At 63.8% G+C, this 13117-nt stretch carries 13 protein-coding genes; 11 read left to right on the top strand and 2 right to left on the bottom strand.

Annotation, left to right across the window (positions count from 1 at the left end; translation table 11 throughout):
- The 6 genes from D9599_RS28820 to D9599_RS28845 all read left to right on the top strand — a co-directional run.
- A partial coding sequence (locus tag D9599_RS28820; RefSeq protein WP_198384784.1) for a YfiR/HmsC family protein occupies positions 1 to 492 on the top strand: 492 nt, incomplete at its 5' end.
- Positions 493 to 494: 2 nt separating this feature from the next.
- Positions 495 to 2543 carry a TonB-dependent receptor domain-containing protein gene (locus D9599_RS28825; protein ID WP_309228750.1) on the top strand — a complete coding sequence of 683 codons (2049 nt, stop codon included), beginning with the start codon at positions 495 to 497 and terminating at the stop codon, positions 2541 to 2543.
- Positions 2544 to 2874: 331 nt separating this feature from the next.
- A complete protein-coding gene (locus D9599_RS28830) occupies positions 2875 to 4161 on the top strand; it encodes an IS256 family transposase (RefSeq protein ID WP_198384786.1) in 1287 nt (428 codons plus the stop codon).
- Between the two features lie 297 nt (positions 4162 to 4458).
- The gene (locus tag D9599_RS28835; protein WP_232481061.1) at positions 4459 to 5403 is read left to right on the top strand and encodes a hypothetical protein; all 945 of its coding nucleotides are present in this window, start codon (positions 4459 to 4461) and stop codon (positions 5401 to 5403) included.
- Positions 5393 to 5881, top strand: a complete 489-nt coding sequence (locus D9599_RS28840) for a DUF2382 domain-containing protein (RefSeq protein ID WP_198384787.1) — start codon at positions 5393 to 5395, stop codon at positions 5879 to 5881. The genes D9599_RS28835 and D9599_RS28840 overlap by 11 nt, the downstream gene beginning before the upstream one ends.
- Positions 5881 to 6822 carry a YsnF/AvaK domain-containing protein gene (locus D9599_RS28845; RefSeq protein ID WP_198384788.1) on the top strand — a complete coding sequence of 314 codons (942 nt, stop codon included), beginning with the start codon at positions 5881 to 5883 and terminating at the stop codon, positions 6820 to 6822. The genes D9599_RS28840 and D9599_RS28845 overlap by 1 nt, the downstream gene beginning before the upstream one ends.
- A gap of 242 nt (positions 6823 to 7064) precedes the next feature.
- On the opposite strand, the gene D9599_RS28850 is transcribed toward D9599_RS28845, so the two are convergent.
- Positions 7065 to 7739 (bottom strand): N-acyl amino acid synthase FeeM domain-containing protein, encoded by a 675-nt coding sequence (locus D9599_RS28850; RefSeq protein WP_198384789.1) that lies wholly within the window; start codon positions 7737 to 7739, stop codon positions 7065 to 7067.
- A gap of 142 nt (positions 7740 to 7881) precedes the next feature.
- On the opposite strand from D9599_RS28850, the gene D9599_RS28855 reads away from it, so the two are divergent.
- From D9599_RS28855 to D9599_RS28875, 5 genes are all read left to right on the top strand, one after another.
- Positions 7882 to 8121, top strand: a complete 240-nt coding sequence (locus D9599_RS28855) for a hypothetical protein (RefSeq protein ID WP_198384790.1) — start codon at positions 7882 to 7884, stop codon at positions 8119 to 8121.
- A 310-nt stretch (positions 8122 to 8431) separates the two neighbouring features.
- The gene (kaiC, locus tag D9599_RS28860) at positions 8432 to 10126 is read left to right on the top strand and encodes a circadian clock protein KaiC (RefSeq protein WP_198384791.1); all 1695 of its coding nucleotides are present in this window, start codon (positions 8432 to 8434) and stop codon (positions 10124 to 10126) included.
- The gene (locus D9599_RS28865; protein WP_309228751.1) at positions 10123 to 10461 is read left to right on the top strand and encodes a circadian clock KaiB family protein; all 339 of its coding nucleotides are present in this window, start codon (positions 10123 to 10125) and stop codon (positions 10459 to 10461) included. The genes kaiC and D9599_RS28865 overlap by 4 nt, the downstream gene beginning before the upstream one ends.
- The gene (locus tag D9599_RS28870) at positions 10458 to 10784 is read left to right on the top strand and encodes a circadian clock KaiB family protein (RefSeq protein ID WP_198384792.1); all 327 of its coding nucleotides are present in this window, start codon (positions 10458 to 10460) and stop codon (positions 10782 to 10784) included. Before D9599_RS28865 ends, D9599_RS28870 begins: the two co-directional genes overlap by 4 nt.
- On the top strand, positions 10771 to 12519 hold the full coding sequence (locus D9599_RS28875; RefSeq protein WP_198384793.1) for an ATP-binding protein: 1749 nt from the start codon (positions 10771 to 10773) through the stop codon (positions 12517 to 12519). Before D9599_RS28870 ends, D9599_RS28875 begins: the two co-directional genes overlap by 14 nt.
- Positions 12520 to 12648: 129 nt before the next feature.
- Here D9599_RS28875 and D9599_RS28880 read toward each other — a convergent pair.
- Positions 12649 to 13117: Rrf2 family transcriptional regulator (locus D9599_RS28880; protein WP_198384794.1), on the bottom strand; the 469-nt coding region annotated here is incomplete at its 5' end.

A 13117-nucleotide genomic window follows, 5' to 3' on the forward strand; every position in this document is an offset into this window, starting at 1 on the left:
ACTTTCGGCTCACCCAGCCAATCGGCCCTTGCTGAGGCGACAGCACGCGACCTGCAGGTGCTCGCCCGCGCCCTCGCCTTCGTCGAAGGTGCCCCCAGGGGCGCTGCTGAGGTGGGCATCGTGTACTCTCAACAATCGGCACAAGGCCGCGCCGAGGCGGAGCGCGTTGCCGGAGCATTCGGTGAAGGCCTCCGCGCCGGCAGCCTGACCCTGCGCCCCAGGTTGGTTACAGTCGAGACAGCAGGCCAGGCGGGAACCGCTGCCCTGCTGCTAACCGGATCGGCCGTGCCACACGCCGCCCTGGTGGCGAGGGCGATCGCCGGCCGATCAGTTCTGACCGTGACCACAGATCGCGAGCTCATTGAAACGGGCGCGGTGGTGATGACGGTGCGTACCGAGCCCCGCGTCGAAATCCTTGTCAGCCGCACCGCCGCCCAAGCAGCGGGCGTCACCTTTGTTTCCGCATTTCGCATGATGATCCAGGAGCGTTGATTGTGGTCACGAACGAGTCTCGCGGCCGCCTCGACGCGGGCCGAGTTGCAGTCCAGGTGGGCCTGCTGACCCTGGCGATCTTCACGTCCGCCACGGCGCAGAGCATGGACCGGGCCGCACTGGAGGAGATGTTCGGCGAACCGGTGACCACCAGTGCCACCGGCAAGCCGCAGCGCGCCTCTGATGTCCCGGTCGCCATGGACATCATCTCGGCCGAGCAGATCCGACGCTCGGGTGCCAGCAACATCCCGGGCGTGCTGGCGCGCTATACCTCGCTTGACGTGCAGCAGTACGGTCCCGAGGATTTCTCAGTGAGCGCTCGAGGTTACGCCGCTCCCAACTCGCAGCGCGTGCTGGTCCTGGTGAATGGCCGACAGGTTTACCTTGACGCCTTCGGCCGCACCTCCTGGGACAACATCCCTGTGCAGCTGTCCGAGATCAGGCAGATCGAGGTGGTACGAGGGCCTAACAGCGCACTGTTCGGCTTCAATGCTGCCGGCGGCGTGATCAACATCATCACTTTCGATCCCGCTTATGATCGGGTCAACAATGCCGTGGTCCGGGCAGGCACCGGCCGGTATGGCGAGCTCTCCGGTGTCGGCACCGTGCCGCTTGGCGATGGATCTGGCCTGCGGCTTTCAGCGGGCCTCCGCGATCAGCATGCCTGGCAGCGTGGCTACCAGCCCTTTGAAACCGGCTTTGGTGCCAATCGTGACGTGTCGCACGGACAATTCGCGGCCGACACTGTGATCCGTCTTAGCGACACCGTGCAGGCGGGCTTTGACACCAGTTACTCTCGATCGATCGGCGGCGAATTCCAGCTGCCAGGGCTGTTGCTCCCATGGGATGTAAAAACCTGGAGCGTGCGTGGGCGCATCACGGCCGACACGGGAGCAGGCACCATCGGGCTCTCAGTTTACCATAACGCACTCGATGCCCGGCTGCTTGGCACGGAACTGCTCCAACAGGGCCTTACGGTGGTGCAGATCAGTGACACAGTGAAGTTTGGAGCTGCACACGTCATTCGCCCGTTCTTGGAGTATCGTCATAACACCATCAGTGCCGCGGGGGCTTCTACCAGTAATGGTGTGATCAACACTTCCCTCTTGCGCGGTCTTAGAGGGAACTACGATATCGCGGCTGCGGGGGGCATGTGGAACTGGTCCATTTCACCGGATGTCGAATGGACTGCCGCGCTACGTTACGACCATATTTGGTTGAAGGCGCACGGCTATGACAGTCCTTTCTTTCCGTTTGGAGATCGGGATTACGACCGGAACTATGGTACCCTGTCTTGGAACGCCGGTTTGGTCTGGAGAGCGACAGATGTCGATACAGTTCGTGTGTTGGCCGCGCGCGGTGTTGGCATACCCAGCTACTTCGATACGGGAACACGAACGCTGGCGCCCAGTCTTGGTCACGCGACCGTAGGCTCACCCAACCTAAAGCCGAACACGGTTGACGATTATGAAGTCGGTTACAGCCGGCAGATCGGCGCCATCAACGGACGGGCCGGGGCGACGGCATTCTACCAGATCAATCGCGGGATGAATGCGTCTCTGGGCTCCTTCCCAAACGCAACCTCATCCCTGACGATGTTACCGGCTATCATCCCCTACAACCTTGACTCATCCCACGCCTACGGGGCGGAGTTGTCGGCATCTGGCCGCGCTTTGGAGCAATTTGATTGGGGAATCGAGTACCGCCTAGCGGTCGTTGAAGAGGGAGAAAGGCAAAGCTACGCCAACTTCGATCGTGCATCACCGCGCAACTTGGTTTCAGCGCGTTTAGGTTGGGGAAGAGGGCCGCTGCGCGCTGACCTGTTTAGCCGATATTCTAGCATAATGGAGGGGTACCGAGCCACGGAGCGAGGCGTTCTGCCAGTCAAGGTGAGTGATTACGCTTCCGTTGCCGCACGCGTCGCGTACAAGCTAACCGATCAGGCAACTATCGCGCTCGAAGGTTCCAATTTGCTGCACGAGCGCAAGCGTCAGAGCATTGGAGCTGAAGCCGAGCGAAGGTTTTATCTCTCCTTGAGAATGGATTTTTAATCCATAAGTGTCGCCATGGGATTCACAAGGTCTGCTGCTCTGGAGATCTGGCGGCATGGCCCAGACCCTCAGTATTATCGTTATACCAGAGGATTAGGCGCGGCTGGCCACGAGCCCAGGCGACTTGCACCGCTCGCTCAGCATGTGCAACGGGCCAGCATCGTCCTGCTCTCGGCCGGGCGGCTCCGGTTCATGGAGGCGCGAGCGGTTCTAGGATCTGTAGCCGGACGCCGCGGAGCTATGGCGGAAAGTGGGTGATGGCAGTGTGAGAAAGGCGGCGTATCGAGGTGGGTGACAAGCCTGCCTGAACCTCCCGAAGGAGCGATACGCCATGACGAGAGATAGCACTGTGGTCCCACTTCGTCAGCCGGAGACGGTGGAGGACCCGCTGACGGCGGTGCTGAGGAGCGGGGCCCGCCGGCTGCTGGCGCAGGCCATCGAGGCCGAAGCGGAGGCCTTCCTGGCCGAGATGAAGGGTTTGCGGCTACCGGACGGGCGCGAGCGGCTGGTGCGGCACGGGCATGGCCCGGAGAGGTCGGTCCAGACCGGGATTGGCCCGGTGCCGGTGCAGCGGGTCAAGCTGCGCGACCGTGGCGCCGGCGGGGATGCGGGTGAGGAGATGGGCGGCGAGCGGATCCGCTTCACCTCGGCGCTGCTGCCGCGCTGGGCGCGGCGGACGCGGAGCCTGGATGCCTTGCTGCCGATCCTCTACCTGCGCGGGGTCTCGATGGGCGACTTTCAGGAGGCACTCGGGGCCTTGCTGGGCCGTGAGGCGCCGAACCTCTCGCCCTCGGTGATCGGGCGGCTGCGGGACGAGTGGGGGGTGGACTATGCGCGCTGGCAGCGGCGCGACCTGTCGGCACGGCGCTACGTGTATGTCTGGGCCGACGGCGTCTACCTGCAGGCCAGGATGGAGCCGCAGGCCGAATGCATGCTGGTGCTGATCGGGGCAACGCCGGAAGGGAAGAAAGAGCTCCTGGGCTTCCAGGTGGGCCTACGGGAGAGCGCGCAGAGCTGGCGGGAACTGCTTGTGGACCTCAAGGCGCGTGGCCTGGTGATCGCGCCCGAACTGGCCACGGGGGATGGCGCGCTCGGCTTCTGGAAGGCGCTGGAGGAGGTCTGCCCGGCCACCCGGCATCAGCGGTGCTGGGTGCACAAAACTGCCAACGTCTTGGAAAAGCTGCCCCGATCCGTCCAGCCAGCGGCCAAGGCCGACTTGCGCGAGATCTGGCAGGCGCCGGACCGCGCGTCAGCCGACAAGGCGATCACCACCTTCTCTGGAAAGTACGGGGCCAAATACGAGAAGGCGGTCACCTGCGTGGTGAAGGACCGGGACGCGCTGCTCCGCTTCTACGACTTCCCGGCCGAGCACTGGGACCATCTGCGTACCTCAAACCCAATCGAGAGCGTGTTCGCCACCGTCCGGCACCGGACCGTCCGCACCAAAGGCGCGCTGTCGCAGGACACCGCCCGACTGATGGTGTTCAAGCTCGTCATGGCGGCTGCCAAGACCTGGCGCCGGCTCAAGGGCGAGAACCAGTTGCCCAAGCTGATCCAGGGCGTCACATTCAAGAATGGCGTCGAGGTCACCAACACGCTGGCACAGAACGCCGCCTGATCACGGCGTCACCCAAATTCCAGCGTAGCTCCACGCACGGCTTTCGACAACACCAAAGAGCTTTGAGAGTGTTACGTCCTTGCAGCGACTTCTGCGGCGCGCTTGATAAAAAGCATGCTGAAGGCGACGATGTGCAGGCCTGCGAGAGTTTCGCGGTAGGCATTCGCCGGCGCGGGCAAGCCTACGAAAGTGGGGACAGATTAAGCGCATTCAGAAGCTCAAACCGCTGCGCGCTCAGAGAAGTCCACCCGCTGGGCTTTGCTCCATCACAACCCTTAACAACAAAGGCTCCTCTCCATGCCGACACAGACGACAACAAGCGGCTACGACGTCGCGACAACGGCAGTCCTCCCCGAAGGCGCCCCCTCGCTCCCGTCACGCGTATCTTGGGGCGCGGTGATTGCCGGCGCCGTCGTGGCACTGACGATCGGGCTGATGCTGAACGCCCTGGGTGCCGGGATTGGGACCACCACGGTCGATGTCGCCGCGCGAGACACACCCTCCGCCTCCTCCTTCGGGATAGGTGCCGCCATCTGGGTGCTGGTTTCCAACCTGATCGGGCTGGCCATTGGCGGCTATGTCGCGGCCCGGCTGTCGGGCACCTCGGACAACACCGACGGCACGCTGCACGGCCTGGCGGTGTGGGGCACCACCTTCCTGATCTCGGCGGTGCTGCTGGGCAACTTGGTTTCCGGCATCGCCTCCACTGCCGCATCCGGCGCCTCCAGCCTGGTCAGCAGCGTCGCGAGCGGGGCTGGTTCGGCCGTGTCCGCCGTGGGTCAGCAGGCAGCCAACCGGACAAGCACCAGCACGCTGCAGAACGCGGCCCAAGGCCTGGTGGACCGGGTGCAGGGCGCTCTCAGCGGTGGCGGCGGGGCTCCGGCCACGATGACTTCCGATCAGCGGAAGGCCGAGATCGCCACGCTGGTAACCCGGCGGGTGACCGATGGCCAGCTTTCGGCCACCGACCGCGACCGCCTGAATGGGCTGGTCGCGGCCGAGTACAACCTCAGTCCGCAGGATGCCCAGGCCCGGGTGCAGCAGGCTGAGCAGCAAGCAACGCAGGCAGCACGGCAGGCCGAGGAGAAGGCGCGCAGTGCGGCCGACGCCGCAGCCTCCGGAGCCGCCAAGGCCGCTTTTGCGGTCTTCGGAATCATGCTGCTAGGCGCAATCGCCTCGGTGCTCGGCGCCCGCCGCGGCACCCGCGACCTGCTGACGGTCCGCAGTGCCCGTGTCGCCTGAACACAGGGCAGGGGCGCCAGATGCCGAACTGGTGCCGACGTCGGGCAGCCTGCTCGCCAGTGGTAGGACTGAAGAGGTCATCCCGCTGGTCGAGGAGGTACTCCGCCTTAGCAAGCGGACCGTCGAGACCGGCCGGGTTCGTGTCTCCCTGACCACCGAGACGGTCGAGGAGACCCTGCGGAGCCGGCGTACCGAGATTGAGCGGGTGCCCGTCGGCCGTGAGGTGAAGGAGGTGCCGGCAACCCGCCAGGAGGGCGACGTGATGATCGTCCCCGTGGTCGAGGAGGAGCTGGTGGTCGTGAGACGCCTGGTTCTCAAGGAAGAGATCCGGCTGCGCCTTATCGACAGCGAGGAACACGTTGCACAGCCTGTTAAGCGACGGGTGCAGCGTGCCACGGTTGAAAGGTTGGCCCCGGGACAGGTGAACTCGCCTTCCGAGAGGGTCGACCAAAATACCAACATCAAAGGAGATGAATGATGACGCGTACCATCACCGCCATGTTCAGCAATCGAACCGCTGCCGACAGGGCCGTCAGCCAGCTTACCCGCGAACTCGGCCTTGAGAGCAGCCAAGTACGGGTGCACGCCGCCGAGACGGGCTCGACCGGTGTGGCCACCTCCGGAGCTGCTACGGAGGACACAGGCTTCTGGGCCTCGTTGAAGGATCTCTTTGTTCCCGACAAGGACCGCTCGGCCTACGCCGAAGGAATCCGTCGCGGCAATGTCGTGGTCTCGGCCGACGTCGACGAAGGTATGCTCGACCGGGCCATGGACATCCTGGAGCACAACGGCGCCGTGGATCTCGACTCTCAGGAAGCCGAGTGGAAGCAGTCCGGTTGGACAGGTTACCAGGCTGACACCGCGACTGGTGCTGCGGTTGGGACTTCTCCATCCATGCCTGCCGCTGCTGCCACTACATCTCGTACCGGGGCCGAGGAGGTGATTCCGATCGTCGAGGAGCAGATCCGGGTCGGCAAGCGGGATGCCGAGCGTGGCCGGGTGCGGGTGCGCTCCTACATCGTGGAGACACCGGTCACCGAGCAGGTGACGCTGCGTGAGGAGCACGTGGACGTGCAGCGGCGCGCCGTGGACCGGCCGTTGACCGATGCCGACGACGTCTTCCGCGAGCGTGTTATCGATGCCACTGAGCACGCCGAGCAGGCGGTGGTGGCCAAGGAAGCTCGGGTCGTCGAGGAGGTGGTGATCCGCAAGAATGTAACCGAGCGGACCGAAACAGTCCACGACACCGTGCGTCACACCGAGGTCGAGGTGGACGACACCACTGGTACCAAGGGCACGGTAGCGGGCAGCGTCAGCACGACTGACACCACAAGCAACCCGCCCGGCACGGCGGCAAGCCGTGCCGTGGACAAGACGCTGGGTACCAACATCAGCGGTGCCAACCCCACCAAGCGCTAAAGGCTTTCAGCTTGACTAGAGACGGGGCAGGGCAGTGCCTCCGCTCCGTCTACCCGAATCGATCGGGCGTGATCAGGTGGTTCCGTGCCGACGCAGGTGGCGCCGGAGCCAAGGAAGCGCCAACCATTGAATAGACTGAAATTGGTAATCGGCACGAGTGCTGTCGCGTTGTTCGGTCGCACGGGATTGGTTGCTTAACCGCCGCGCCTAATCCCAAGATAGGCATCGAGCAGATGCCTGCTTCAGGCGGCTTCGGCATGGAGATCTGTTGACCACAGCGATCCACCATCAGTGACGTAATCCCACACGTCAGGACGCTCATGCCGCATACGCCCCAGCACCTGGCCCACAGGAGCCCAGCAAGGTTGACGCAGGCCGTGGTGCTCGACGGCCGGCCCGAGCGGTTGGAAGTGGATGCCGCTGCCACGGAGAAGGCGAAGCAGCGTATGCTCCATCACGGCACACCAGTGCTGGATGCCCATCTCAGCGCTTAGCTGGACCACCCCGCGCATGAGACCGAGGCGGAGTGGAATGCCATCAACGTTGACGTCGCGAAGGCTCTTCGAGATGGCGAAGCGGCTGATCTCGCCCGTACGGTGCCGTGGCACCAACCGAGTGACGGCGCGCTCGCAAAGACTGTCCAAGGGAAGTCCGAGACCAAGACCAGTAGACGAAGAAGCGATGATCCGCACCGTGCCGACAAGACGTCCAGTGCTACGCTGGGTCAGCAGCGCGTGGCCAGCGCGCAGGTCGAAGCGGTCGGTTTCCAGCGTGCCCTGGCTGGGCTCGTAGCCGCGTTCCATGCAGTAGACCTGATGCCGCAGACGATAGGCGGCGCGGAGTTTCTCCGGCGTGTCGGCAATCGTGACCTCAAAGGCCTGGGCTGCGTCCAGAAGTTCACTACGCGCTGACGTCATTATCTGCCTCGTTTCTTCACGGTGGCGTGAGGAAACCAGAACTACATCTATAGACAAGGCAAAATTGCAAATTTCGACGAATCTGGCAGCTTTCGTTCTGTCGGAAGGAACTTAGGGTTAAAACTAAGCAAAATATTCCTGCATGTATGATCTCGAGTATATCTTTCCCAATCTTGCCCCGAAGCGTTCTCAACCCGGCTCGTCAAGCGGTTCGATGATCGGCACCGCCGGGCTTATGGTTCTCTTTATGGTCGGCCTGAGCCGCCATACCATGGCCCTGGGTGGGTCTGGATGGGCCGATGTGTTGTTCGCCGTTACCCGCTGCAACGGGTTGACATATCAGGGGTCGGCCTCAACCCTCGCCCTCATCCCGGCGGGATGAACTCGTCTGGCCGATAGGCGGCCGCGCTGATGGGCTCAGACGATCGTGGGATGCGGTCCGCACCAGGATGCAATACGATGGTGCCTCCTTTCCCCTTGGGAGCACCCTCAGATTAAGACGCCCATCACCGTGCGGATCGAGACGGGGTTGTTGGCCGAGATGCGCCAGCGCGCTCGCGAGGAAAACCGCACCCTGACCAACTTCATCGAAACAGTGCTGCGGCAGCGAATCTCCGGCCCACCACCGCATTCTCCGGCCAGCGTCCAAAGAAACTCCGCTCAAACTTCGCGCCCCAAGGACAAGCCCACCCATGCCCTCTGAGGCAACCACCTTTCCGGCTCTATTGCCGAAGGCTCCGACCGGCATCGGAGGCTTCGATGAAGTGACCCTGGGCGGACTGCCAGCCGGTCGGCCGAGCCTCATCTGCGGGGCGGCCGGCTGCGGCAAGACCCTGTTCGCCGTTACTTTTCTGGTGAACGGCGCGACGCGGTTCGGTGAACCTGGCGTCTTTATGAGCTTCGAGGAGCGGGCCGAGGATCTCGCCGCCAACGTTGCTTCCCTCGGCTACGACCTCGATGGGCTGGTGGCCGAGGGCAAGCTGGCAATTGACTATGTCCGTGTCGAGCGCAGCGAAATCGAGGAGAGCGGTGAGTACGACCTTGAGGGCCTCTTCGTGCGCCTGGGCTTCGCCGTCGACGCGATTGGCGCCAAGCGGGTGGTGCTCGACACAATCGAAACCCTCTTCTCCGGCTTTACCGATCCCGCCCTGCTGCGGGCTGAGCTCCGACGGTTGTTCGGCTGGATCAAGGACCGCGGCCTGACTGCCATCATCACCGGCGAGCGCGGAGAGGGGCAGCTCACCCGCCAGGGCCTGGAAGAGTACGTGTCCGATTGCGTGGTGCTGCTCGACAACCGGGTCGAGGACCAGATTACCACGCGGCGATTGCGGATCGTGAAGTACCGCGGCTCGGCGCACGGAACCAACGAGTACCCCTTCCTGATCGACGGTGACGGCATCAGCGTTCTGCCGGTGACCTCGTCCGGGCTCAACCGTCAGGCATCAAGCGAGATCATCTCCAGCGGCATCCCAGGCCTCGATGCCATGTTCCGCACAGGCGGCTTCTTTCGCGGCTCGAGCATTCTGCTGTCAGGAGTGGCGGGCACCGGCAAGACCACTATTGCCAGTCACTTCGCCGACGCTGCGTGCCGTCGCGGCGAGCGGTGCCTCTCCTTTGTGTTTGAGGAAAGTGCCGAGGAGATCTGCCGCAATGCCCTTTCTGTCGGACTGGACCTGCAGAGGTGGGTCAGTGCCGGCCTGCTGCGCTTCGAGGCGGCCCGTCCCAGCCTGTACGGCCTGGAAATGCATTTGGCACGCATGCACCGCGACCTCGACCGCTTCGAGCCCGACGTGGTGGTGATCGACCCGATCTCGGCCTTCCGTGGTCCCGACACGGAGGTGCACGCCACCCTTCTGCGCATGATGGACCTGCTCAAAAGCCGGGGCATCACGGCGCTGTTCACCAGCCTGTGCACTGATGGGACGATGGTGGAGGGCACCGATCAGGGCCTTTCGTCCCTGATGGACGCCTGGGTCAGGCTGGAAGACGTGGAGGCGAACGGCGAGCGCAATCGTGCCCTCTACGTCATCAAGGCCCGTGGCATGAGTCACTCCAACCAGGTGCGCGAGTACCGGATGACCGACACCGGAATTGAGTTGATCGAACCCTATATCGGCCCCGAAGGCGTGCTGACCGGCACTGCCCGCATGTCACAGGCCGCCCGTGAGCGGGCCGCCGCGGCGCGCCGGCAGCAGGAAGTCGAGCGCAGGCGTCGTGACCTTGCCCGGCGTCGGGAGGCGATGGAGCGGCAGATCGGCGAGTTGCGGGCGGCGCTGGAGATCGAGGAAGAGGAGGCAAACCTCCTGCTAACCCAGGAGGATACCCACGAGGCCACGCTCGCAAGCGATCGGGTCGCTGTTGCGACACTTCGGGGAGCCGCAGAGTGAACCTCAATCCAGCCTCGACAGAAGACGCGTCCGACTGCGACGCTGGCCCTGGACAATACCATTTGCGCCTCTATGTGGCAGGCCAAACAAGCAAGTCGCTTGCAGCCATGGTCAATCTCAAGCGGGTCTGCGAGGAGCACCTGGCCGGGCGCTATGAGATTGAAGTGATCGATCTTCTGAAGAACCCGAAGCTGGCGGCGGGAGACCAGATCCTGGCCATCCCAACCCTGGTCCGCCGACTGCCGGCGCCCCTCAAGCGCATCATCGGCGACTTGTCGAACACCGAGAAGGTTCTGGTCGGCCTCGACATACGGCCCAGGACGCCGATCACTTGAGTGCTGAGAATGAGGCTCCCGATCCACCTTCCCACCGGCTACGCCTGTTCGTGGCCGGCAGCACTGTCCGGTCGCGGAAAGCGATCGAGAACCTGCGCCGCATCTGCGCGGAGCAGCTGGCGGGACAGGTCGACCTCGAGGTGGTCGACATATACCAGCAGCCCGAGCTTGCCGGGCGCCATCAGGTCATCGCGGCGCCAACCCTGGTTAAAATGCTACCACTGCCGGTACGACGCATCATTGGCGACCTGTCGGAAACCGAACGGGTCCTGCGGGGCCTGGACCTGACGCCTCTACGGCCCCCGGGCCATGATGCCACCTGACCTGGACGTCGCCGAGAAGGCGGCGCTGATCGAGCATATTCGGGAGCTCGAAGGGCGCCTCCAGGAGAGCGAGGACACGCTCGATGCCATCCGGCGCGGCGAAGTGGACGCGCTGGTGGTAGGTGGACCAGTAGAGGAACACCGGATCTACACGCTTGAGAGCGCCGACCGCCCCTATCGTGTGCTGATAGAGCAGATCCAGGAAGGCACCGTTACTCTCGGAGGTGACGGAACAATATTGTACTGTAACCGGCGCCTTGCTGGCATGCTCGGCATGTCGCACGAGCGGGTCATCGGCCAGCCTCTGCGGCCCTTCATGCTGCCTGAAGACCGAGATGCTTTTGATCGGCTGCTCGACGGCGCTCGGTATGCCGTAGCCCGTGGCGAGCTTACCCTCTGTGCCTCGAACAACAGGCCGGTGCCGGTTTACGTCTCACTGAACCTGTTGCGCAGCGAGGATGGGGTGACGCTGCTGTGCGGGGTTCTCACCGACCTGACCGAGCAGAAGCTGCATTTGCGAGAGTTGGCCGATGCCAATGCACGCCTCGTGGCGGAGATCGCCGAGCGCGAGCGGGTCGAGGATGCTTTGCGTCAGAGCCAGAAGATGGAGGCCGTGGGGCAGCTCACCGGCGGGCTGGCGCATGATTTCAACAACCTGTTGACGGGCATCAGCGGCAGCTTGGAGCTGCTGCAGGCCCGGGTGGCGCAGGGCCGGATCAAGGACATCGACCGCTACGTCAACGCAGCCCAGGGCGCGGCCAAGCGGGCGGCGGCGCTGACGCATCGGTTGCTGGCCTTTTCACGCCGCCAGACACTCGACCCGAAGCCAACCGACCTGAACCGGCTGGTCGCTGGCATGGAGGAACTGGTCCGCCGGACCGTGGGACCGGAGATCAGTGTAGAGCCGATCGCCGGTGGCGGTCTGTGGACCACGCTGGTCGATCCGAGCCAACTCGAGAACGCGCTGTTGAACCTTTGCATCAATGCGCGCGATGCCATGCCGGGTGGTGGCAAGCTGATTATCGAGACCGGCAACCGCTGGCTGGACGAGCGCGCCGCGAAGGAGCGGGAACTGCCACCAGGGCAGTACGTCTCGCTTTGTGTCAGCGACAATGGTACCGGCATGCCCCCGGAAGTTATCGCCCGCGCCTTCGATCCTTTTTTCACCACCAAGCCGATCGGGATGGGCACCGGGCTTGGGCTGTCCATGATCTACGGCTTTGTCAGACAGTCCGGCGGCCAGGCACGGATCTATTCGGAACTGGGCCAGGGCACGATGGCTTGCCTCTACCTGCCACGCCATCATGGTGAGGTGGCAGACCTCGAGATTGCGACAGAATTGTCCAACGCCCCGCGTGCCGAACATGACGAGGCGGTGCTTGTGATCGACGACGAGCCCACGGTCCGGATGCTGGTGACAGAGGTCCTGGAAGATCTGGGCTACACCGCGATTGAGGCCGGTGACGGGGCGGCCGGGCTAAAGGTGCTTCAATCCACTGTCCGGATCGATTTGCTGGTCACCGATGTGGGCTTACCTGGTGGCATGAACGGCCGTCAGGTGGCGGATGCGGCTCGCCTCGTGCGCCCGGGTCTGAAGGTTCTGTTCATCACCGGCTATGCTGAGAACGCCGTGCTGAGCCATGGTCACCTGGATCCGGGCATGCACGTGATGACCAAGCCGTTCGCTATGGAGGCGCTCGCATCCCGCATCAGGGAGCTGATCACCGGCGCTTGAAGACATTCAACGAATGTATTGCGTGAGGCGGCCTGTTGGTCTGACTGGGATTGAAATCGTGAGGGGGCGATAGACCGCCTTCCTCCAGGAGAGCCCAAAAGGCAATCTATTCGGATCACGCAAGCTGTTTCACGTAGTCTCCTTGGGATCAGGCCCGGCCATTCTCTTAGTGCTCCCAGGGGCAAAAGCACCGGCCGGAAGCATTAGGAGCGCCTGCAGTCCGGTCCGCTGTTTGACGAGGTCGGCCAGGTTGTAGCGGTCCAGCACCGCCATGAACGCCTGCCTTGCTTCATCCAGCACGCTGCGCAGGCCGCAAGCCGGCACGATAGGGCAAGGCAATCCGGCCGGAGCTTCAGACGAGGCAAAGCAGGGCACCAGGGCCATGTCGGGCTCCGTATGCCGGACCACCGCGCCCAGCCCGATCTCCCGTGCGGGGCGTGCCAGCCGCAGCCCGCCTCCCTTGCCCCGCACCGTCGCAATGAAACCCGCCAGCCCGAGCTGGTGTGCCACCTTGGTGAGGTGGTGCTGCGAGATGCCGTAGTGGTCGGCCACCTCGCCGATGGTGGCCAGCCCCTCGTCCTTTACGGCGAGGTAGATC

Origin of the sequence: Roseomonas sp. KE2513 (assembly GCF_016107305.1) — a bacterium.
Classification (GTDB): domain Bacteria; phylum Pseudomonadota; class Alphaproteobacteria; order Acetobacterales; family Acetobacteraceae; genus Roseomonas.